Source organism: Lyngbya sp. CCAP 1446/10, assembly GCF_026130175.1.
GTDB lineage: Bacteria > Cyanobacteriota > Cyanobacteriia > Cyanobacteriales > Microcoleaceae > Microcoleus.
Map to the genome: position 1 here is coordinate 1 of NZ_JAIGNI010000063.1, position 22,915 is coordinate 22,915.

A 22,915-nucleotide genomic window follows, 5' to 3' on the forward strand; every position below is an offset into this window, starting at 1 on the left:
TCTTCGACGGGTATCGGGTAGGTCTGCGAAGGCTTCGACAATGGCAATTTGAGACATGACATATCATGTGAATGACTACAATACTTTATTATCATATCAGCTACTCAACCAGAATGAAATAGCCCTGCACTCAATTCTCTTATTTTATGAGGAAACAATGCTGCCATCTGGCATGATTGTTTCTTTCAAATGAGCATCGGCCAGATTAGCTCCCGCCAAGTTTGCTCCTCTTAAATTTGCCCCGGTCAAATTCGCCCCTCTCAAATCAGCTTTGCCAAGGTTTGCCCACCGGAAATCGGCAGCACTAAAGTCCGCAAAACTGAGATTTGCCCGAAAAAGATATGCTCCAGTGAAATGAGCTTCACCGAGGTTAGCTTTAGATAAATTTGCTGCGTAAAAATGCGCTTCAATCAATTCGGCTTGATTGAGATTGGCTTGACTGAGATTAGCCTGATTGAGGTTCACGCCGATCGCATTAACTCGAAACATTGCCGCACCGATTAAATTCGCATCTCCTAAATCGGCTTGTTGGAGATTGGCAGCACTGATGTCCGCCCCAATTAAATTAGCACCGCTCAAATCAGCTCCCCGGAGGTCGGCCACTCGCAGATTTGCTCCCGTTAAATTGGATTTAACTAATTTAGTATCGAGGAGTTGCGCTCCGGCAAGATTTGCTAAACTCAGGTTAGAATCGGATAGATTAGCTGCAATTAATTTTGCCTTAAATAAGTCTATTTTAAAAAGGTTAGACCGCCACAAATTCGCGCCTCTGAGATTTGCTTCGGCGAGGTTAGCTTCGCTGAGATCCGGCTCGATATTTGGGTTGATATTTCTCCATTCAATCCAACTAACTGCACCTTTTTTTAACAGCGCTAAATGCTGTGTATTTGCCATAATTGCATCTCCTTTCACCTCTATTCTTTGCGACCAAAAATTGCAGGATTTTCGCGACCAGACACGCTTTCCACTGCCGCAATTGCTGCCCTGGAACCTGCTAAAATATCTTGTTCTGAGCCGCCGAGGTAAAGTCGCCCAAAACTGCCGACAGCTTGAACTTCTAAGATGTTAATCGAGGCGCCTTTTTCTGCTTCATTGGCTGCCAGGGCTGCATAGGCTGCGGGTTCTACTTCTAAGACATAAAGAGTTTGTCCCGCCAGCAGCAACTGTCCGCGCCTAGTGCGGTTGATTAATTGCGTTTGGTGCGGGTCAATGTTGCGAATAATTTGACTGGAAATCACCCGCGGTTTGATACACTCTTCTCTGCGGACTCCGATGAATTCGAGAATTGCTTTGCCGGCGGCCCGGGTTTCTCCCTGCTGGCCTGAGTGTACTTCCAGCAAGCCGTACAGGCGTTCGACTATCTGGATTCCGGGGCGCACGGAGGCAGATTTGAGGGCTACATCGGTAATTCGGTTAATTTCGATACCGGGTGAGATTTCTATCCACAGCGACGCATCGCCCGGTAGTGGCAAGAATCCGGCGGCGATTGTGCCGATGTATGCTGCGTGCTGTGGCTGCAAGTTGTCGAGAAATACGTAGCTGCGTAGCTCTATACCCAATTTGTTTTGATCTCCGTCGATCGAGCTTTAAGTGTTTTCTGTACAAGATCTGAGTTTACCTTTTTTTGTGAACAACACATTCTTTGTGGTCGAGAGTCCCAGAGTGCCTCAGCAGCGAAGGAAGTACGAGGCCCACGATTCCTAGTACCGGAGTGGCAGGCGCGAGCAATATTTAATTTCCTGGGCATGGTAAAAATCTCAGATCAATCTGTAGTAATAGGTGGAATCGATTAATGTTTACTGCTACAGATGGATTTAGCTTTCAGAGCCGATCGATATAGTGGTGATAGTTAAAGATTTTTGCCAACAGAGAGCATTTGAATTATGAAACGTTCTGACTTATCCAAAGCAATCGGTGCAGGTATTATCGCTGCTGGTTTAGCCATTGCACCAGCTCATCTGCCTGCTGCGGCTCAGACAAATACAGCGCCCGGTACTAACAGCAGAACCACCACCACCACCACAGCTCCTCGCTCCGATGTATACAGTGCTGATACCAATCGCGATTTTGATTGGGGATGGTTGGGCTTGCTCGGCTTGTCGGGTTTGTTCGGTTTGATGCCCCGCAAACGCGAAGAAAATGTCCGCTACACTACCACAACGGGCGATCGCGAGCCCGCAGTTCGCACCGACTTCCGCTAATGATCGAGTATAACGGACTGTGATCATGATACATGAACAAGATGTTTTAACCTGTCGGACGATCGCGAATAATCCTCAAAAAACCTCCATCTGTGAGGTTTTTTTGTTAGGTATTGTATGATGCGATCTATTGGTTTGTAGTGAGAACTTTAGTCCGAGCGATCGAACCTATCTAAGACTTTAAACAATATTTTCGCCCGATCGATCCACGAGCAAATCCAACATCACCTGCACCAACTTATCGGGATCTAAAGGCTTAGAAATGTGCCGCTGGAACCCCGCAGCCATGGCTTGCTGATAGTCAATTTCTCCAGCATAAGCCGTGAGGGCGATCGCCGGTACGAGTCCGCCTTGCTCTGGCGGCAGAGCCCGCACCTGCCGCAGCAACATATAACCGTCGGTGTCGGGCATTCCAATATCGCTCAACAGCATATCCGGCAGAGACTGAGTTAAAACCGCCAAGGCATCGGCGGCGCTAGCAACTGCTGTCACGCTTGCGCCACAATCCTCCAGCAGAAAAACCACCAAATCTCGCGCATCAGCATCATCATCCACGGCTAACACCCGGATACCGCTCAAATCGAAGGATGTTTCCGCCATTGTCGGTGCGGGAATTGTCGGAGGTTGCACGGGCATCAGGGGGATCTTGACGGTAAATGTCGCGCCTTGTCCTTCGCCGGGACTGTCGGATTTGACTGTGCCACCGTGGAGTTCGACGAGATGGCGGACGATCGCCAATCCTAAACCCAATCCGCCAAACTTGCGCGTAAACGTGCTGTCTGCTTGCCGGAAATAGTCGAACACGTAGGGCAGAAAATCAGAAACAATGCCTTTGCCCGTATCAGTTACACTAATTTGAGCGTCGTTATCAATTTGATCGAGCTTGACTGCGATTTTGCCGGACGGCGGGGTGAACTTGACGGCATTTGACAGCAAATTCCACATTACCTGCTGAAGTCGGCCTGCATCGCCCAACACCAGCCCGATATTTAGTGCAAATTCAGTGCAGATTTGAATCGATTTAACTTCCGCTGACAGACGCACCGTTTCAATCGCCGCGCCGATCGCCCCGGCTAAATCCACAGGTACAATATTCAAGCTGACTTTGCCTTGCAGAATCCCCGACACGTCGAGCAAATCTTCGATTAGCTGGGTTTGCAATTTGGCGTTGCGCTCGATCGTCTCTAGGGCGTAGCGCTGCTTTTCCGGTGTCAGACAGTTCGATTGCAACAGCTTTGCCCAGCCCAGAATCGGGTTTAAGGGAGTCCGCAATTCGTGGGACAAAACAGCCAAAAATTCGTCTTTGACGCGGTTAGCGCGTTCTGCTTCCTCCCTGGCGGCCTTTTCGAGGGCTAGCAGGCGTTCCCGTTCATCTTCTGCATTGAGGCGATCGGTAATGTCGGTGTTGGTGCCGCACCAGCGCAGCACATTACCTGGCTCGTCGCGAATCGGCACGGCGCGGGAGAGAAACCAGCGGTACGATCCGTCTTTGCCGCGCAGGGGGAAAGTATCTTCCCAGAGTTCGCCTGTTTCACAGCAGCGCCTAAAGTTTGCGACAACGCGATCGACGTGTTCCGGGTGGTGAACCTGCTGCCAGCCCCAGCCTTGCATTTCCTCTAGCGTTGTGCCCGTGTAGTCAAACCAGCGCTGGTTGTACCAGAAAATCCAGCCTGTGGCATCTGTCATCCAAGCCAACTGGGCGATGTTGTCAGCTAGAGCGCGGAACCGATCCTCGCTTTCGTGCAAGTCCTGCAAGGCTCGCGCGTGCAGGATCACCGCCCAGAGGCGAGCCACCATTTCTTGCATCAGCGAAACTTCATCGGCCCGCCAGTGCCGCACCGTCTTTGATGCCACCAGCAAAAGAGCCACCCAGCGCCCTTCCTGAAGGCAGGGAACATCGACCAAAGCGCGAATGCCAAGGGCATCGTAGTTATCGAAAAAATGCGCTGTATGCTGGTCATTAGCTATATCTGAGATCGCCAGTGTTTGACCTGCCATAGAGACAGCTTTCAGTTCTGGGGTCTTAAAGTCTGAGATTTGATAGGTGCTGGCGATGCTGGGAAGCCCGGACTCGTGCCAGTCTCGATCGACAATTGCCCGATCGGCTTCTAGATCGATTTCGTGCCAGATGCAGCGATCGACATTTAAATATTCTCCCAGACTGCTCGTGGCTTCCCACAACATTTCTGTGGGGTTGGAGCGCTGGCGCAAGCGGAGTTCGAGGCCCGAGAGAAACTGCTCGTTGAGTTGGTCTTTTTTGCGATCGTGAATGTCGGTATTTGTGCCGATCCACTCGACAATCCGGCCGCCTCCGTCGCGAATGGGGATGGCGCGGGACAAATGCCAGCGTTCCATTTGGTCTGCTGCCCGCAGCAGGCGGAACTCAACTTGATAAAATTCTCCGGTAATTTGACACTCTTGCCAGCGGGCAAAAGCTTCTGCCAACTCCCACGGCGGCACTAGGGACTCCCAATGGTTTTGAGCGGCTTCCTCGTAAGACATTCCCAGATATTCCGACCATTTTTGATTGGCAAAGCGAAGTTCTCCGGCGGTGTCTACATTCCAAATCAGGTGGGGCAGCGACTCAGCCAGGAAGCGGAAGCGGCGGTCGCTTTCTGCTAAGCTTTCTTCGGCTTGTTTGCGATCGTCAATATCAATCCCGATCCCCACCCATTGCAGCACCTGTCCCTCCCTGTCTTTGACGGGCACAAGTCGCGCCAAATGCCAGCGGTAGGTGCCGTCAAACCTGCGTACCCGACATTCAAATTCGTAGGATTCCCCTGCTTGAATCCCCTGAGTGCGGGTGGCGACAACTGCGGGCAAATCCTCATGATGAAATAATTCCAGCACAGGCACTGTCAGAGGCAATTCTGGAATCATGCCCGTGTAGCTTTGCCAGTGCTGGTTGCAAAACTCTAACCTGCCGTCGGCGGTGTTGATCCACATTAATTGCGGGACGGCATCGGCGAGGGTGCGGTAGCGATTTTCGCTTTGGCGCAGTGCTTCTTCTATTTGCCGGCGTTCGGTTTTGTCTTGCATGATTTTCAGGAAACCTTGCACGTCGCCTGCTGCGTCGCGCAGGGGCATCACCAGCCCGCTGCCCCAAAAGCGGCTGCCGTCTTTGCGGAGGTGCCAGCGCTCGTTTTCTGCTTTTCCCTCAGTCAGCGCCAAGTGCATTTCTAATTCCGGCTTTCTGGCTGCTGAGTCTTCTGGGGTGAAGATGATTCGTCCGTGCTGGCCGACGATTTCTGCTTCGGCATAGCCCAGCAATCTCTCTGCGCCTGCGTTCCAACTGGTAAGGTGTCCACCGGTGTCGAGGGTGAAGATGGCGTAGTCTTTGGCGCTGTCGAGTATCAACTGGAGGTGCGTTTCGCGATCGCGCAAAGCTTCTGTGGTGCGATCAGCGCGATCGATTTTTAGGGCGGCAACGGCAAAGTCTGCTAGGGCGATCGCGATCCGCAAGTCTTCGCTATCGAACTGCCGGGAATCGTGAGAGACTATCCAGATTGCTCCCAGCGGTTGATTTACGGCGTACAGCGGCACGACTAAGGCTTCGGCGATCGGCATTCCTAGCTGCTGCAACTGAGTAAAGTATTGTTCTGGATGCAAGTAAAGCTGGGGAGTTTGCAAGTCTAGACCTGCTCCTGACAAACGCAACGTCTGGGGTTTATTTGTTTGTTCTGCGGCTTCCCAAGCGCCCGCCAAGGCTTCCCAATATAAAATTTGTTCTGATGTGGCATTTTGTGCTAACAAACAGACTCCGACGCTGCCTGCGCTGCACAAATTTTGGGCGATCGCCACCAGTGTTTTGAGCAGCGTGTGCGGCGAGGTTGCCAATTGTCGGGCCAGCGTTTGCAGCGCTAGGTTTTCTGCTTGCAGATCCCGATGGCGAGGATTGCGGCGCGACAGTTCCTGGGCGATCGAAATGTCGGTTAAATTAGTTTGTGGGGTTTGCCAAGGTTCCATCTATTTAGTCGTCTTGATGTCTTTCGGTCTGAGCGGGCGCGCAATTAAAGCATCTGCTATTGTATTATCTACCCACAGACAGAAACAGTTATCTATCTTTGGAATTACTTTTAAGTTTTTCGGCTAGATGATTGGGAGCCGTCGATTTTAGATTTTAGACTTCGGCGCGATCGCGATCGTCGGAGGATTTCAGATTTACTCCCCAGATAAATCTGGGAGCTTGAACAGCAGTCTAAAATGTTTGATTTCTCCACAACAGGAGTCGCGGGCTTGTATCGTTTTTTGGCAAATCAAGGAATCAATTCGCCCCCACAAAGAGATAAAATAGTATTCAGAAAAGCCTTTAATTCAGGACAGACTACCGCAGCATCCATGAGATTTTGTCCGTCTAATATTCTTTTGGCATCCCGCGCTTTATCGTAGCTCCGACGTTTCCCCTGTTCAAATATTTCTTTAATCCGATAAGAAGGTGGATTATTGTGATTGACCAGTTCAGGAGAACCGCTAGGAACCGCTCTATTGCCTCCTGATATTTGCTGAATTTTTGACCAAAAAGGTAACAGCCAAGCTTCAAAGTCATGGGAAGCTGCATGGGGATAAAATTTAGGATTGTCCCCCACCCATTTTTTCATTTGAGCCTTAGCATCCGCTGCATCTTTAAAATCTTTAGTACCCGTATAAACATCTGTTAGTGCAATTACAGCATCATAGGCATCTCTACCAGTCAATAAATTTTCGACAACTCGCCTGAGTTTTTCTTCTTTGTAAATATGACCTTCACAAGATATAAACTTTAATTTTGGCATCTGCTGTCCCAGGCGTGACTTGAGAAATTCTTGCAACTTAGCCTTAAATGCCATTTCCGTTGCTCCTTCAACCAAAATAGCAATCTTCACGGTCTGCCTCCAAAAATGTTCATTGCCCAAAGCTGATCCAAGCTATAATCTTCTAACCAGTGTTCTAAGTCTATAGAGTTAGCCCAAGTTAGAGTTGTGACACCATCTTCAGAATCACAAACTAGCACCTCGTGAGGCTTTAAAAATCGGATCAGTCTATCGGAATGAGTTGCTACAATTAGTTGAGTTCTTTGAGCAGCTTCTCTCATGGCATTCGCTAACAGTTGTAACAACTCTGGATGTAAACTAACTTCCGGCTCATCAATCAGCGTGACAGCACTCAAATCTCGGCTTTGCAGCAGGGTGATTAACCAGAGAAATCTGAGCGTCCCTTCTGATAGTTGGTGCATATAAAAAGGATGAGAAAAATTTCTATCTTTCCAAGTCATTGCTAAAGTTCCGGCTGCTACTGGCGGAAAGCTTAATCGTTCAAAATCAGGAAAAGCCGCAGCCAGTGTATCTTGGATAATTTCAAATCGATTCGGATCTGTTTCTCGCAGATAATAGAGGCATGAAACTAAATCTTCTCCCTTACTACCGGGCAAAGTTGCAGGCCGCATAGATTGAGGTAAACGGATCGGACTTTGAGGGGAAAGATTCAACTCCCCAGCCTTATAAAAGCTACATGAAGCTAAGTGCTGCCTCAATGTTTCTGGTTCCCGATACATCTTAGGAACCTGAGCAAGTGAGCTTTCCAAAGGATTGTACTGCCAGTTTGGGCGTAGTAGCTTTTCATCCTCTGGACTGAAATACTTGACATCTAAACCGCGAGATTCAATATACTTAAAAGGTTGAGAAGCATGGCGATTGCGCTGTTGGATTAGAGTTTCTGAACCAATTTCATAGAATTGACCTTTGGTTGCAAGTTTCAGAGAATAGTTTAGCGGTTCCTGATTCTCTATAGGCATCGATAAGGAGATTGACACGCTATCAGCCCGGTCTAATGTTACCATCTGAGTTAGACCGCCCAACTCGGAAATTTTGGACTGTAACTGACCGTTGGCTGATGCTGCTAAAAGTGAGAATATTTCTAAGAAAGAACTTTTCCCAACACCGTTAGCACCAATCATCACTGTCAGAGGTCGCATTTCCACCTCTGCTGAAAACAAACGGCGAAACCCCTCGATCTTTAGGCGCTCAAATGTGTTCATAACTTTTGCTCTTGAGCTTGTAGAATCGTAATATGCACAATTTTATTCCAGGATTGCGCTTTTTTCCATATCTGACTAGGACATAAATTCAGTCGATGTTGGACAAGGAAAATACTGTTTTTCAGCGCGTTATTAAAAATTAAGAAATAAAAATCAAAAAATGTTCCAATCCGTGTCAAAATGATATTAACAATTTTTTTGAGTTGGAAAACTAACGATGAGTGTAAATCCTAAATTGCAGCGCGCATTTGAGCAAGGCCGCGCCTTGAAAATTATCAGCGGTTTAAATAATTTTGATGCGGCCAACGTTGCGGCTGTTGTCAAAGCAGCGGATCTCGGCGGTGCAACATTTGTCGATATTGCTTGCGATCGCGATTTGGTATTGATGGCAAAACAGTTGACAGATTTGCCAATTTGTGTATCTGCTGTCGAACCGCAAAAGTTTGTGGCTGCGGTAGAAGCGGGCGCTGATTTGATTGAAATTGGCAACTTTGATGCTTTCTACGCACTAGGCCGCCGCTTTGAAGCTGAGGAAGTTTTGGAGTTGACTCGCGAAACGCGATCGCTATTTCCGAACATCACGCTTTCTGTCACAGTTCCCCACATTCTGACACTGGACAAACAGGTGCAGTTAGCAACAGAATTAGTCAAAGCTGGCGCGAATATCATTCAAACCGAAGGCGGCACTAGCGCCCAACCAATTCACGCCGGAACTTTAGGATTAATTGAAAAAGCAGCGCCTACTTTGGCCGCCGCCTTTGAAATTTCCCGCGCCGTACAAGTCCCCGTACTCTGCGCTTCGGGCATCTCCAGCGTCACCGCACCGCTTGCTATTGGTGCCGGTGCTGCGGGTGTTGGTGTCGGTTCTGCTGTCAGCCAACTTAACAGCGAAGTGGCGATGATTGCGGTTGTTCGCAGTTTGGTTGAAGCTTTGGCAAAAGTAGAGCGATCGCACTTTGCTGCTTCAATTTAATTCAGTTAACAGTTAACTGTTAACAGTTAACTGTTGACAAAAGAAGGAAGAGGATTGGAGTAATGAATCGTCTGATTTTAATTTATCCCGATCAGGGAGAGGCTTTAAACCAATTTTCTCTGGTAATCAAGAAGGCGAAGGAAGAGGAAAAAGGGAAGATTTTTTCTATTCCCTCTCTCCCTCTCTCCCCATCTCCCCCTCTCCCACTCTTCCTTAATAGTGGATATACCACACAGAATAATCATGCAATAACTGATTGTTTGGGGATATCGCATCAACTGATGCTAGCTCTACTAAAAGCAAGCTAAACTTTTTGCGATCGCCGACGCGCTCCACTTCGGCAAATATGCCGTCTTCATGAACAACAAAATCCTCCACTCGGTTAATTGTGAAGTTATCAGTATAAGAAGGTTGAGTTTTCTTAAGCTTTGCATATTCTTTTTTGCTACCCAAACCCATTATATACTCTTCTTCCCATTCAAACTCTTCTCTACCCGTAACCTGGCAGGGAAATTGCATATTTTGCTTGATGTATTCCAGATATTTGATTGAATTTTTGAGGTTGGAATTAATATTTTTAGTTCCTAGAATTTTCCTAATTTTGCTTTCAAATTGGTTGTCATTAAATGGGTTATTTTCAACGATATTGGCGAACATTTCTGGATTGAACCCCCCTGTCAATTCCGGTATTTCGGCAAGCAAGCGCTGCAAGTCATTGAACGGTTTCGGTCTTCTGCCTGCTACAATGGTTTCATCAAGCTGAACTGGAGGAAGTTCTGATTCTGAAAGCAGAGATTTGGTTTGATTTGGGCGATCGTCAAATTTAGACTTGTTAACTTTAGATTTGTTAAGTTGAGGTTTGTTAAATTTAGGCATCGCTCGGTTCCGCTGTACTGGTTTATCAATAAAGTATATCTTGGCAGAAGTACATTCGTGTCTGATGGATAGGAGGAAGCTGTGATGCAATTACTGAAATCGCCTGATGAATCGGAAGTATATCAAGGGCAATTCGGCGAGTTTACGATTACTCAAGGCGATCGCACGGGAGTGCTGATCTACCGCGCCGGGTTGGGAGTGGCGGCGCTATGTTGGGCAGTGGGCGCTACTCTGGTGTTGCAAAGCGGCGACAACCCAATAGCAATCCAAGCTTTAACGCCTGTTTTTGCGTGTTTCTGGATAGCTTTAGGCGTTAGTTTAGCAACTATTCACATTTACATGATTCCGCTGCACCGCACATTACAGGCGTTTTGGGCGATCGGCGGCGCGGCAGCAGTATTTGTCGCCCTACAAAGCAGGGAACCTTTAGCTTTAGCAGTGTACGAAAATCCAGCGACTTTGTGGGGAATTGGCTTTACTTTTGCGGCATTAAATGGCATTTATTTTAAAGAAGCTTTTTGCTTCAACCGCCTAGAAACTAAGTTTTTAACTCCGGGAGTTCCGCTGTTGATTTTAGGACATATTTTCGGTTTTCTGTCACCGGAAACCGAACAATTGTTGCTGGGATTTTGGGCAATTTTGTTCATCATTTTTGCCGTTCGCAAGTTCTTTCAACCTATGCCGCAGGATATTGGGGATAAGAGCGTTTTTGAGTATCTAAAACAAAAACAGTAGAGAAGATTCGGCAGCGGATTTTGTAGCGGATTTAACGGATTTAACGGATTTAATTTTGTACTGGCAAATTGGAGCATCTGGTGTTTTGCATTTATAGTGCGAGCGTCCCCGCTCGCGAGTACAATACGCTAGCGGGGACGATCGCACGATAAGAATTTTATCGAGCGGAATTTTGCCAGAATGCGAAAACCTAAAATCCAAATTAGTCTAATCCGCCGCCGAGAAATGTGGGCAATTACCTGGGAAGGTTGGGTAATTGCGATCGCAGGTTTAATCATTGCAATGACATTAATCATCACAAATATTCATCCATTTTTGGCGGTAAATGCGCCGATTAAAGCAGATATACTGGTTGTGGAAGGCTGGTTGCCGGATTATGCGATCGAAAGTGCGATCGCCGAATTCAAAAAAGGCGGATATCGCCAATTGGTGACAACCGGACTTCCTTTAGCTAAAGGCTATTACCTCGCTGAATATAAAAATTATGCTGAACTGACCGCAGCGACTTGTATTGCGCTAGGATTTGATCGGGATAAAGTGGTAGCCGTACCCGCTGCGAGTGTTGTGAAACACCGGACTGCTGCATCTGCGATCGCCCTTCGAGATTGGCTAGCTACTTCTGCCCTCAAAGTTGACTCAATTAATCTTTATTCCTTTGGCCCTCACGCCCGCAGAAGTTGGATTGTCTTCAAAGAAGTGCTGAATCCTGAGATTGAAGTCGGGATTATAGCTGCGGTTCCGCAAGATTACAACCCGCAGGAATGGTGGAAATCGAGCGAAGGTTTTCGGACTGTGACAGGAGAAATTATTGCTTATATTTATGCCCGTTTTGTCGATTGGAAAACTTAGATGCAGCAGACGACGGTTGAAACCGCGTCTACAAAAACGATGTCCGAGCTCATAGGGACTGAATAAAACAATATAATTTAAACCGTCCGGTCTTCTGAAAATCGAAGTTTTATATCAACCCAAAATGATAAAATCATTCTCAGATAAATTGAGGGCAAGTCGTTGCTAGAAGAACGCGCTTATTGGTTAGCATGGTCGCAGATTAATGGTATCGGGCCGATTTTGTTGCAAAGATTACACCAACATTTCCCTACTTTGGCAGAAGCTTGGATGGCGAAACCAGTAGATTTAATGCGAGTAGAAGGATTTGGCAAGCAGGTAATTGATACAACTGTGCAAGAACGATCTAAACTCAATCCTGAAGAATTTATTGAAAAACATTTGATTAAAAATCCCTGTTTCTGGACACCAGCAGATAAGGATTATCCCAGCTTATTATTGGAAATTCCGAGTCCGCCGCCGGTGCTGTATTATCGCGGTTTAGTTGACTTAAAAGAGAATCACGGAATTACGCCGACGGTGGCAATTGTTGGAACTCGTAGTCCTTCGGAATACGGCCGCCGTTGGACTCGTAAATTTAGCACGGCTTTGGCTACGAACGGTTTTACTGTTGTTTCTGGATTTGCTGCGGGTATTGATACGGAGGCTCATACAAGCTGTTTGGAGGCGGGCGGCCGGACTTTTGCTATTTTTGGGACTGGGGTTGATGTTGTTTATCCTAAGCCAAATGAGCGGTTGTGCGATCGCCTTTTGCAGCAGGGATTGGCAATTAGTGAATATCCGGCGGGGACTCAACCGAATAGAACTAATTTTCCGCGCCGAAATCGGATCATTGCGGGCTTGAGTCGGGCTACTATTGTGATTGAAGCTCCGCAGAAATCGGGGGCGTTAATTACTGCTTATCAAGCTAATGATTTTTGTCGCGATGTGTATGTTTTGACGGCCAGATTGGATGATGAGCGATCGTTTGGATGTTTGGAGTTGCTGAGTAAAGGTGCTCATCCTATTCTCCCGAATCGCGATCGACTGTTAAGCGAAGACCGGTTGCTGGAAATGCTCGGAGCTATGCCAAAATTGGATAGCGCGCAGCAGTTGTCCTTGTTTCCGACAAATCCAGCCCCTGAAAAGCAAGGCCCGCCGTTGGATGCGGAGTTGGCTGTGGTGTTAAAAGCTCTGGGCTCTGGGCCGAATTCTCTTGATACAATTGTGGAGGCTGCGGGATTGCCAGCGGGAACGGTTTCTGGTATTCTTTTGCAGTTGGAATTGTTGGGATTGGTTTCGCAGTTGCCTGGTATGCGTTATCAGCGGTGTTGATTTGTAAGATCGGACGTACGGTTGAAACCGCGCCTACACAAACATCAAGATCAGACGGCGGTTGAAACCGCGCCTACAAAAACAATGTCCGCCTCCGCGGACTGAAGATAAGACGCAATTTTAACCGCCTATTCTTCAACCTGCGGAGGCAGGTTTTGCCTGTATCGACGCGGTTTCAACCGCCGGGTTTTCTTCAAATCAATCCTACACAAATAATGTCCGAGCTCAGAGGGACTGAAGATAAGAAGATAAGAGGGCGAATGGAATTCGCGTCTCTACAAACGATCAGATCAGACGGCGGTTGAAACCGCGCCTACAAAAACAATGTCCGCCTCCGCGGACTGAAGATAAGACGCAATTTTAACCGCCTATTCTTCAACCTGCGGAGGCAGGTTTTGTCTGTATCGACGCGGTTTCAACCGCCGGGTTTTCTTAAATCAATCCGAAACTTCCTGCGCTAATACTGCTAGGAGAAACTCCGCTGAGAGAAGCTAAAATCTCGCCAGTTTGGGCAAACCGAATTAATGTTGAACCGCTATCTTCACTAATTGCCAATTGGGAGAAAGTCAGCCCGTTACCCAATACTAACAAGTCTTCACCAATTTCAAAATTGGTAACAGTATCAGTACCGGAATTGGTGGAGAGTAGGAATTTATCGACTCCCATTCCTCCTGTCAAAGTATCATCTCCCAAACCGCCATCTAGTAAATCATCTCCCTTGCCTCCAAGCAAGATATCATTACCATCGCTGCCGTTCAAAATATCAGCACCTCGGTTGCCAAACAAGATATCATCACCGCTATTTCCTAGCAAAGTATCGCTACCTTTGCCACCGAAAATAGTGTCATTTTCCAAGCTACCATCGATCGCATCATTGCCCTTCATAGCCATCAACACATCATTGCCACTGGTGCCGGTGAGGATGTCGTCGGCATTTGTACCGATAATTGCATCCGGCGAATTGCTGCCTAAATCTGCATCGCCTGTGAGTACAGGAGTTGCAATCCCAACAGGTAAGATTACGGCTTGAATTTTGCTATCTAAAGCAGCACCAGTATTGTCAGTAACTAACTGGGAAATTGGCTTGCTTCCGGCACCAACTGCTTTGAAGTCTTGGGTGGTTGTTCCCAAAGATACTTGTTGGACGCGGGCAACGGCTTGGGGAATTGATGTTGCTGTTTGGTTGGTGACAGCGCTATCGATGCGCTGATTTGCTGTTGCCATTACTATCGCGGATTGCGAGGTAATTTGGGTGACTTTTTGAATGTTGAAACTGGGGTCAATCTGCTGGATTTTAGCAGCGGATTGCTGAATGATTGGTTCTAAGGCGGCTGGATTGCTGAGATTTAAGACTGAACCGGATTGAATTTTATCCGTGATTGAACTGACAACAGCTTTGACAAGATCGTGATTTGCTGCACTGGATGCGCCGTCAATCAAAGCGGCTGTTTGAGTGATGACGTTTTGGACTTTCACCATTGCCGCTAAGACTTGGATTCCGCCCGGTAAATTCTTGTTTGTGGCAGCAATAGGGTCTAACCTAGTCAGATCAAATTCAGCGGGGAGCGAAAGGGCGGCTTTGACTAAAGATTGGGCTGATTCTGGTGTAGTTCCTTTGTCGGTTAAGTCGGCTATCAAGCTGGTTAGGAGGGTGACTACACTGGAATCTGGTGGTGCAGTAAGTGGTGTTTCCAGGGGTAAACCGGTGGCGGTGTCAGTGCCTCCAATTGCGACTAGATTGCCTTCTTCGGGGTCGATTTCTCCGTTTTTGTTTTTGTCGAAGATGTCGAAGGGAACGTCGAGATTGAATTCACCGTTGCTGTTAGTGATAGTGGATGGTTCATTGATATCTTTAATGCCGTTTTTGTTGGCATCAAAAAATAGAGTAGCTCCCGCGATATAACCATCAATTGCGATACCAGAAAAGCCAGAACGGTATATGTGGAAGAAGTCTGTGGCAGTGGCACCTGCATTGTCCGTTGCTGTCACCTCAATTGGCAAATAGAATAATGAGGGGATATTCCCAGCATTTAAATTCACGCTGAAGGTGAGTGTATTCGGATCAAATTTAAGCCAATCCGGCGGAATGAAACTGCCAGTATTCGGGTTGACGCTAAGCCAATCGAGAGAGTTCGGTATTAAGGGGCCGAAGCCGGGTTTTGGCTCTGGAATTATTGAGTAGGAATAAGTGAGACTGTCACCTGGATCGTCGTCAATAAAAGTATTGGCAGCAAGAGTCAAACGGTAGTCGCTGCGGAAAATCCCGCGATCCTGCTCGATGATGGGATTGTTAACCCTTGGCGATCGGTTGGTGGCTGTATTGTCTACTGTAAAACTGCCTTCTGTGGCGAAAGGTGAACCGGCCCAAGCATTATCAATGGATTGCACACTCCAGTAATATTTCTGTGGAGACAAGTTATTGAGTTGCCAACTGGTGTTTTGGCTGGTATTGCCTAACCCAACAATTTGTCGAGTTCCATCGTCGAGAGATGTGGGGGCGAGAATATCCTTGCCACCGGGAGTGCTGCCAACTCGCAGGTTGTAGCTTAAACCATCGGTAGGAGTTTGAGCATCAGTCGCTTTATTCCAGTTGAAAGTGACTTTGTTGCCATTCGGTGCAGCCGACAGCCCTGTGGGTGCAGTGGGTGGAGTGTTCGCATTAGCTGTATTGCTGCGGTAGACTTGGTTGCCGATCAAGATGTCAAGTTTGCCGTCATTGTTATAGTCTCCCCAAGCTGCGGCACCGCTGTCACTGAGTACGGCATTTGTGTCTTCCCTAAAGCCGTTACCAGTGTTGCGGTATACTTTGCTGTCTAACAAGACATCCAATTTACCATCATTGTCGTAGTCTCCCCAAGCTGCAAAACTGCCTCCGGGCAATGCGGCATTGGTGTCTTCGGTAAAAGTGGTGCCAATATTGCGGAACACTTTCGCTATTTTGCCCGAACCGGTATCGCCCGCCAGCAGAATATCGAGTTGGCCATCATTGTTGTAATCTCCCCAAGCTGCTGAACCATCAGAAACACCGGGTAAGACGAAAGCTTCGGTAAAGGTGGTGCCAGTATTGCGGAACACCTTGGCGATTTTGCCCGCATTGGTGTTGCCAATTACCAAAATATCCTGTTTCCCATCGCTGTCATAGTCTCCCCAAGCAGCAGCACCATTGGAGACAGCGGGCAAATTAGCGCTGGCATTGATATCTGGTACGTGGCCGCTGCCAGTATTGCGGTACAGCAGGCTGGCGAGTTGATATTCCCCAGAGTCAGGATTGAGAGCAATTTTTCGGATGTTCGCATCTAGGATATCTAGTTTGCCATCGTTGTTGTAATCTCCCCAACTAAGAGAACCTGACGGGCGAGCGGAACCAAAATCTTCATTGTGGCCAAGATCGTAGTTCGTCCAAGAGGTGCCGGTATTTTTGTAGACTGAGATTGTGTAGGAGGGGATATAATTGCTGCCGGTGCCACGTCCGCGTGGATTATCCAACTTGTTGGCCGCGAACTCGATCCGATCATCATTGTCAGCATCTCCCCAAGCAGCAGATGAAGTAACGGGAAGAGCCTTGCCATCCCAAGTCAGGGTACTGCCTGCGTTGCGATACAGCCAAGTACCGCCGGTCGGTATTGTTCCCGTCAGGATCGGACGATTTCCTGATGCTAAAACATCAAGTTTGCCATCGTTATTGTAGTCTCCCCAAATTCCCTTGACTTGCCCGAGTCCCTGCGATATTTCTGTAGGAAATTTCGCAAACAGCGGGGCTGGAGTTTCATTGTCAGTGTTGGTTACAGTTACGTTGTTGGGAGAGAGAAACTTGTAGTCAAAATCATTGGTTGCGGGAGGATCGAGTTTGATGGTATAAGTGCGATCGCCGTCTGTGATGGCATCGTCTACTCCGGTAACAGTGACGGTTTGGGCTGTGTTCCAATTGTCGGGAGTAAATGTCAGTTCCGATCGAGAAATTTTGCCCTCGGCTGGGTTGTCAACCCTCATGGGAATTGTAACTACCGATTGCGGTTGAGTATTGAGTAAAACGCTGAAATTAGCAGTACCTCCTGCTTCGGTTGTAGTTAACTCGCTGGTGGGATAAACCACAATGCCCGGGCGTAAATTCTGCTGAATGATTAAGATATTGGTAAGGCTGACATCTGCAGCATCAAGGCCTGAGTAGTTAGGATCTCTACTTTGAACGGGTTCGGTGAAGATAGTGTAAGGTATGTTGCCGTATTGGTTTTCTATTGGGCCACCTCCACCTCTTACGGTTACAGTTTGAGGTTGATTCCAGTTATCGGGCGAGAAAGTCAGCCTCTGTGTGGAAACTGTTCCTAGGTTCGGGTTAACCGTCAAGCCAATGCTAACCCCATCACGCGGTTGAGTATTTAGTTTGACGCTAAAAGTTGATTCACCGCCTGCTGTCGTGGTGATTAATCCACTGGTGGGGGAGACTGTAATGCCTGCGGATTCGGACGTTGGTGTCAGTGTGGGTGTCGGTGGCGGTGTCGGTGTTGGTGTCAGTGTGACTGGTATCGGTCTTGGTGTAATTGGTGGTGTTGGTGTCAGTGTGACTGGTGTCGGTGTCGGCGTAATTGATGGCGTTGGCGTCGGCGTCGGCGTAAGTGGTGTCGGAGTCGGTGCCGGTGTCGGAGTAGGCGCATCTGAATCAGGCGGTAGCGGTGCTCCTCCTGGAGTCGGCGTTCCCGTCGGAGTCGGAGTCGGCGTTCCCGTCGGTGTCGGAGTCGGCGTTCCCGTCGGAGTCGGCGTTCCCGTCGGAGTCGGCGTTCCCGTAGGTGTCGGAGTCGGCGTTCCCGTAGGTGTCGGAGTCGGCGTTCCCGTCGGTGTGGGAGTCGGAGTCGGAGTCGGCGCTACATCGTTATCAGTAATCGCCACTGTCACACCCGGAATCACAATCCCGTTATACTTAGTATCACCAGTAGCCGTATGAGAAATACTGCCCGTATGATTTCCTTCCACGACTGCATCGTCTGTAGCGGTTACTGTGACTGACTTCGCCACACTCCAGTTAGTAGAGTCAAAAGTAACAGCAGCGATCGCATTAATTTGATCGCCATTCGCAAAACTAACCGTCACAGGCGCGGTGGGCTGGGATTTTAACTGAACGCTGTACGTCCCTGTAGCACCGCCTTCCGTAGCAGTTGTACTCGTCGGTGAAATAGTCACACCTGCCGTATCATTGTCAGCAATCGTGGCCGTCACAGGAGAAATTGTCAGATTGTTATACTTAGTATCCGTGCTGACCGACTGGTGAGTAATCGTGCCGCTGTGGGTTCCTTGGGCTATGCTGTCATCGATCGCACTCACGGTCACATTTTGAGCAACATTCCAATTATTCGGCGTAAAAGTGATAGGTGCGATCGCACTAATTTGAGTACCAGGGTCAAAATTAATCGTCACAGGTGCAGTAGGCGCGCTAGTCAGAAGCACCCCGTAGGTAGCCGTTGCACCGCCTTCAGCAATATTTGTACTGCCGGCAGATTGCACGATCGACACACCGGGACTATCGTTATCAGTAATCGATGCCGTCACATCGGGCATCGCCTTGGCGCTATAACTCGCATCGGTACTGGTAACTGTATGAGCGATCGTCCCTGTGTGCGTTCCTTGTGCTACAGTGTCGTCGATCGCAGTAGCAGTGATAGTCTGATCAACATTCCAGTTAGTGCTGTCAAAAGTAATTTGGGCGATCGGGCTAATTTGACTGCCAGGATTAAAGCTAATGTTAACCGGTGCCGTGGGTTGTGCAGTTAGCTTGATTTTGTAACTGCCAGTTGCACCGCCCTCTGTAGCAGTGATGTTCGTAGGTGCAACGGTGAAGCCGGCAGCGTCATCATTGGTAATAGTTGTAGTAGCAGTTGCGGTGGTAATTGCAGGTGTCGGCCCCGCTGCAACAGGATTAGACAGCGTAACCGCCACAGTTTCGTCAGGTTCAACTAATCCGTCGCCTAACACATTTAATGTGATAGTTTTCGATGTTTCCGCCGCTGCAAAGTTGATTGTGCCACTAATACCAGTTGCCCCAGAAGTGCCGCCGATGCTGTTGTAGTCGCTGACGTTCGTAGCAGTTCCGGCGATCGCATAATTGACGCTACTTGCTACACCAGTGCCGCTGCTACGAGTCACGGTAAAAGTTAAGGGAGTTGTGCCGCTATTACCTTCGGGAATGCTTGCAATATCGGCGGCTAAAGCGTAAGAAACACTACCGTTAGCTGCAATAGTTAGTGTTGTTTGTTTGGTTGTACCTGCAACGCCACCAGTGATTGTGCCAAAGTTGAGAATTGCGGTTTCGGCGTTTTCAGGGATACTGTCAGGCTTGATCGTGACTGCAACATTCTGGGTGAGAGTAGTAGTGCCGGCGGGGAAAGTAACAGTAGTAGGCGAAAAGGTGTAGTCTGAATTTTCGGTGGCTGTGCTGCTGGGGTCAAGTGCGATCGGTATTATTACGTCACTACTGGGCGTACCGCTGATAGTAACGGGAATATTGACTACTGTATCCGCCGTTCCTTCCGTTCCGCTGTAAGTAGCAGCCCCAAAACTTGCGACAACATTGAGCAAAATTGAGACATCGTTAGAACCGCTGTTCGCTGTAGCTAAATCGGAAAATCCATCAGCATTAAAATCTGCTACTGCTACGGCACGAGGAGAAGTCCCGACATTAAAGTTGGTAGCACTCCCAAAATTACCCCCACCATCTCCCGAAAGAATCGAGACATTGTTAGAACCATAATTTGCCGTAACAACATCCAAATTTCCGTCGGCATTAAAGTCACCGAGAGCTACAGATTCAGGATTAGTTCCTGCTGCGAAAGCAACAGCAGGATTAAAGCTATTTGTGGTAGAATTCCACAACAAAACAGAGACATTGTTAGAGCTATAGTTAGCTGTAACTAAATCGGGTTTGCCATCTTTATTAAAATCCCCTACTGCCAGAGAACGCGGATCGCCTCCCACAGTAGTAAAGTTAGTTGTAGGCCCAAAATTGCCTGCACCATCCCCTTTTAAAAAGTACACGCTATTTGACAATCTTCTAGTCGCAACTAAGTCAAGATTACCGTCACCATCAAAGTCTGCTACCGCAATAAAAGTGTCAGATCCTATCGCTCCGAAGCTAATGTTGCTGGGAGTACCAAAACTACCTGTCGGTGTCGCCAGCAGAATGGAAATTTGACTATTTCCTGTCGCGAGGTCAATCCGTCCATCTTTGTTAAAATCGCCCGCAGCGACAAAAGCTGGATTGACTCCGCTAATGTTGGTAGGAGTGCCGAAGCTGCCTGTACTTGTCCCCGGCCAAATGGCAATACTACTAGAACCGGGTGGCCCACCCCCAGGACTGGCTACTGCTATATCGGAGAAACCGTCTGGGTTGAACAAGTCATTGATAGCAACAGATACAGGAAATTCACTGCTGGAGTTAGGTAGGGGAGTAGCAGTACCGAAGCTGCCCGTACCCGTTCCCAGCAACGCAGTCACATTTTTGGTACTGCCAATATTTCCAACAACTAAGTCAGGAAAGTTGTCTGAGTTAAGCTTGCCGACTCCAAGAGAGAAAGCCCCTGTTCCTCCAGCAGAAAAGGTGGTAGCCTTACTAAAGTTGGCAAAAACGTACTCGTAACCCGCTAACACTTCTTCTGCAAATACCAGCGGTGTGTTAATTTTCCCGATTGTTGCTTCGAGTTTCCAATCGCCGCCTTTTGCCGCGCTTCCCGTGAGGTTTTTGGAAGCGGCAACATTGGTATTTGTGAGTTGGGCGATGCGCTGGATGAATGCGATCGCACTTAATGCCACATTACAACCATAAATCAGAATGTCCGCGCCCAGACTGAAAGCACTTCGCCACTGCCGCAATTTCTCGGAATAAGCTTCTAGATTGTCTAAACTCAAGCCACCGCTACCCAGTTGCAAGCTTCCCGGAGTGCCGTGAGAAATGATGTGGATGCTCTCAATATTCGTGCGATCGGCTAAAATATCAGTAATTTGGTCGATCGCATCCTCATTCCCATCTAACACCACAACTTCCGTGCCCGGTGTTACCCCCGCTACCAAACTTTGATAATTTGGTACTGTAGTGTCGATAAAGGCGATCGCACTTACTGAAACTGGAATATTTAAATTTGGCATAATACACCTGACTGGGGTAAAAAAAGACAGCAATTTCCCCAATTTCGTGACTCTCGTCCGAAACAATCTATCAATTTTGATTGACAGAGACACAGCATCTCTGCGTAAAAATTCGGTGAGGAAACATCTGTTGTAGCAACACTAACAGTTTTTTTAGAGAATATATATAAAGTTTTCTTTATAAATAGCTGATTAATTAAAGCTTTGATAAAGATAGGGCAAATTATTAAGTAATATTACGGAAAATTGATTATGAGGTTAATGGCTTAACATACTAAAAAATTAATCGCAAGCAAGTAGGACACGGCATTGCCGTGTCCCTACGGGATCTATCGATGTGGCGTGTACTTCATAAACGTGGAATCTGCTGTATGTGCGATCGGGGCTTTATTTCTGAGCTAATATGGCATCATAATCACCATGAGTCCCTATCCAAAACCACACAATACCTTCAGGTTTTTCAACTCCCAGAGCTCGGTAACTATCGCCTACTCGCACCGATTGCAATTGCTTTCGCCTGCCAACTTTTTTAAAATGCAGCGAAGGGTGATATGGATCGACTTTGAGTAATTCATAATTTTTATCGGCTAAGGCTTGTATTTCTTTAGGTAGCTGGTGATAGCAGTGCCAAAAACGCGGTAAAGTCAGATGCTTCATAACACTTTAGCCAATCCAGCTTCATACTCTGCATCAACTTCATCAAGTAGCGCATCCAACCGCCCATCCTCCAAATCCTCTTCAATTTGTCGATCCCAGGCTTGTTGACGATACTCTATCAGCCAAGTAGTTAACTCCGATAATTCCTTAACCGACAAGTTCATAATTGCTGTTTCAAGTTCTTTGACGCTCATACATTTTGCCACATCATTATACGATAAGTATACCAAATTATTTAAGGGCGATCGCACTTATTTCAAACCCGAATCAATCTCCGCCAAAATCCACTCAGCATCCCCGCACAAAGCATCGTGACAGCAACCGTTACTCGCCAACAATCCCCCCCACTGACTTACATCTCCCCGGTTGTATTGCAAACCAGAACCGTCAAAACGAGTAAATCTGCCGCCCGCTTCCGTCAAAATCAATTCCGGTGCCGCCAAATCCCAATCCTTCGGCGCAGACTTGCCGGAAAGCGCAATATAAACATCAGCTTTTTGTTCAACAATCGTCGCAATCTTACAGCCGATACTGCCCACAGCCAGTTGATTTTGACAGGGAAATTTGTGCAATAGTTGATTTAGGCGATCGTCCCGGTGACTGCGACTTGTTACTATAGATAAATCTGCCACTACATTGCGCGCAGAAACCTGCAATTTCACCGCCGAACCCCCGCGACTTTCTCCAAAAGTACCAGCATCTCGAATTGCGTAATAAATTTTTTGTTGTTCCGGCCAAGCCACAACCGCTAATACCGGTCTTCCCTCGAACGCTAAAGCAATGTGAACGGCAAATTCCCCCGTCTTGTCAATAAAATCGCGCGTTCCATCCAAAGGGTCAATAATCCAAACCCAAGATTGAGGTAAAGGAACTTTGCCGTAACTATCTAAATAAGACTTGTAAGTTTCTTCACTGAGATAGCCAAATTCTGCATCCCCTAAAGCTGACTGCAATTCATCTAAGATGTAAGAATTAACAGCGACATCCGCCGCAGTAACTGGGCCGTCTTTTTTATCTTGAATGTCGAGGCTTGGAGTATTGATATCAGGGTGATAGTAGGATTGCAAAATATCTGCTGCCCCCCAAGCCGCCGCCCGCGCAATTTCGCTTAATTTTTCAAGATTTTTCATTTTTTAAACCGCAGATGAACTGATGTACATAGAAAGA

General features: G+C 47.7%; 15 protein-coding genes. 5 read left to right on the top strand and 10 right to left on the bottom strand.

The genetic code is table 11. The annotated features are described in order from the left end of the window. Nucleotides 1–144 precede the first annotated feature (144 nt). Together K4039_RS22025 and K4039_RS22030 are read right to left on the bottom strand one after the other, a co-directional pair. Entirely contained in the window at nt 145–894 is a 750-nt protein-coding gene (locus tag K4039_RS22025) for a pentapeptide repeat-containing protein (RefSeq protein WP_265238553.1), read from the bottom strand. A 20-nt stretch (nt 895–914) separates the two neighbouring features. After that, the gene (locus tag K4039_RS22030) at nt 915–1,559 is read right to left on the bottom strand and encodes a hypothetical protein (protein WP_265238554.1); all 645 of its coding nucleotides are present in this window, start codon (nt 1,557–1,559) and stop codon (nt 915–917) included. Nucleotides 1,560–1,883: 324 nt separating this feature from the next. Here K4039_RS22030 and K4039_RS22035 point away from each other — a divergent pair, with 324 nt between their 5' ends. Continuing rightward, nucleotides 1,884–2,201 (top strand): WGxxGxxG family protein, encoded by a 318-nt coding sequence (locus tag K4039_RS22035; protein WP_265238556.1) that lies wholly within the window; start codon nt 1,884–1,886, stop codon nt 2,199–2,201. Between the two features lie 180 nt (nt 2,202–2,381). Here K4039_RS22035 and K4039_RS22040 read toward each other — a convergent pair whose 3' ends face one another. The 3 genes from K4039_RS22040 to K4039_RS22050 form a co-directional block, all read right to left on the bottom strand. Then, the gene (locus K4039_RS22040) at nt 2,382–6,167 is read right to left on the bottom strand and encodes a PAS domain S-box protein (protein WP_265238558.1); all 3,786 of its coding nucleotides are present in this window, start codon (nt 6,165–6,167) and stop codon (nt 2,382–2,384) included. 290 nt (nt 6,168–6,457) lie between these two features. After that, nucleotides 6,458–7,063 (bottom strand): DUF4276 family protein, encoded by a 606-nt coding sequence (locus tag K4039_RS22045; protein ID WP_265238560.1) that lies wholly within the window; start codon nt 7,061–7,063, stop codon nt 6,458–6,460. Continuing rightward, the gene (locus tag K4039_RS22050) at nt 7,060–8,214 is read right to left on the bottom strand and encodes an AAA family ATPase (protein ID WP_265238562.1); all 1,155 of its coding nucleotides are present in this window, start codon (nt 8,212–8,214) and stop codon (nt 7,060–7,062) included. The genes K4039_RS22045 and K4039_RS22050 overlap by 4 nt, the downstream gene beginning before the upstream one ends. Nucleotides 8,215–8,431: 217 nt before the next feature. On the opposite strand from K4039_RS22050, the gene K4039_RS22055 reads away from it, so the two are divergent. Then, a complete protein-coding gene (locus K4039_RS22055; RefSeq protein ID WP_265238564.1) occupies nt 8,432–9,187 on the top strand; it encodes a DUF561 domain-containing protein in 756 nt (251 codons plus the stop codon). Nucleotides 9,188–9,400: 213 nt separating this feature from the next. Here K4039_RS22055 and K4039_RS22060 read toward each other — a convergent pair whose 3' ends face one another. Next, nucleotides 9,401–10,063: a hypothetical protein gene (locus tag K4039_RS22060; protein WP_265238566.1), complete on the bottom strand. Its 663-nt coding sequence runs from the start codon at nt 10,061–10,063 to the stop codon at nt 9,401–9,403. An 84-nt stretch (nt 10,064–10,147) separates the two neighbouring features. Here K4039_RS22060 and K4039_RS22065 point away from each other — a divergent pair, with 84 nt between their 5' ends. The 3 genes from K4039_RS22065 (at nt 10,148) to dprA (ending at nt 12,961) form a co-directional block, all read left to right on the top strand. Next, entirely contained in the window at nt 10,148–10,798 is a 651-nt protein-coding gene (locus K4039_RS22065; RefSeq protein WP_265238568.1) for a DUF2301 domain-containing membrane protein, read from the top strand. 180 nt (nt 10,799–10,978) lie between these two features. After that, nucleotides 10,979–11,647 (top strand): YdcF family protein, encoded by a 669-nt coding sequence (locus tag K4039_RS22070; RefSeq protein ID WP_265238570.1) that lies wholly within the window; start codon nt 10,979–10,981, stop codon nt 11,645–11,647. Between the two features lie 162 nt (nt 11,648–11,809). Beyond that, complete coding sequence (gene dprA, locus K4039_RS22075; protein ID WP_265238572.1) at nt 11,810–12,961, top strand: DNA-processing protein DprA; 1,152 nt, start codon at nt 11,810–11,812, stop codon at nt 12,959–12,961. A gap of 432 nt (nt 12,962–13,393) precedes the next feature. Here the strand turns inward: dprA and K4039_RS22080 are convergent, their stop codons facing one another. The 4 genes from K4039_RS22080 to K4039_RS22095 form a co-directional block, all read right to left on the bottom strand. Further along, nucleotides 13,394–21,091, bottom strand: coding sequence for an FG-GAP-like repeat-containing protein (locus K4039_RS22080; RefSeq protein WP_265238573.1), 7,698 nt, complete (start codon nt 21,089–21,091; stop codon nt 13,394–13,396). Nucleotides 21,092–21,478: 387 nt separating this feature from the next. Further along, nucleotides 21,479–21,748, bottom strand: a complete 270-nt coding sequence (locus tag K4039_RS22085; protein ID WP_265238574.1) for a hypothetical protein — start codon at nt 21,746–21,748, stop codon at nt 21,479–21,481. After that, nucleotides 21,745–21,942, bottom strand: coding sequence for a hypothetical protein (locus tag K4039_RS22090; protein WP_265238576.1), 198 nt, complete (start codon nt 21,940–21,942; stop codon nt 21,745–21,747). Before K4039_RS22090 ends, K4039_RS22085 begins: the two co-directional genes overlap by 4 nt. A 57-nt stretch (nt 21,943–21,999) precedes the next feature. Further along, nucleotides 22,000–22,878 (bottom strand): 3'(2'),5'-bisphosphate nucleotidase CysQ, encoded by an 879-nt coding sequence (locus tag K4039_RS22095; RefSeq protein WP_265238577.1) that lies wholly within the window; start codon nt 22,876–22,878, stop codon nt 22,000–22,002. Between the last annotated feature and the right edge of the window lie 37 nt (nt 22,879–22,915).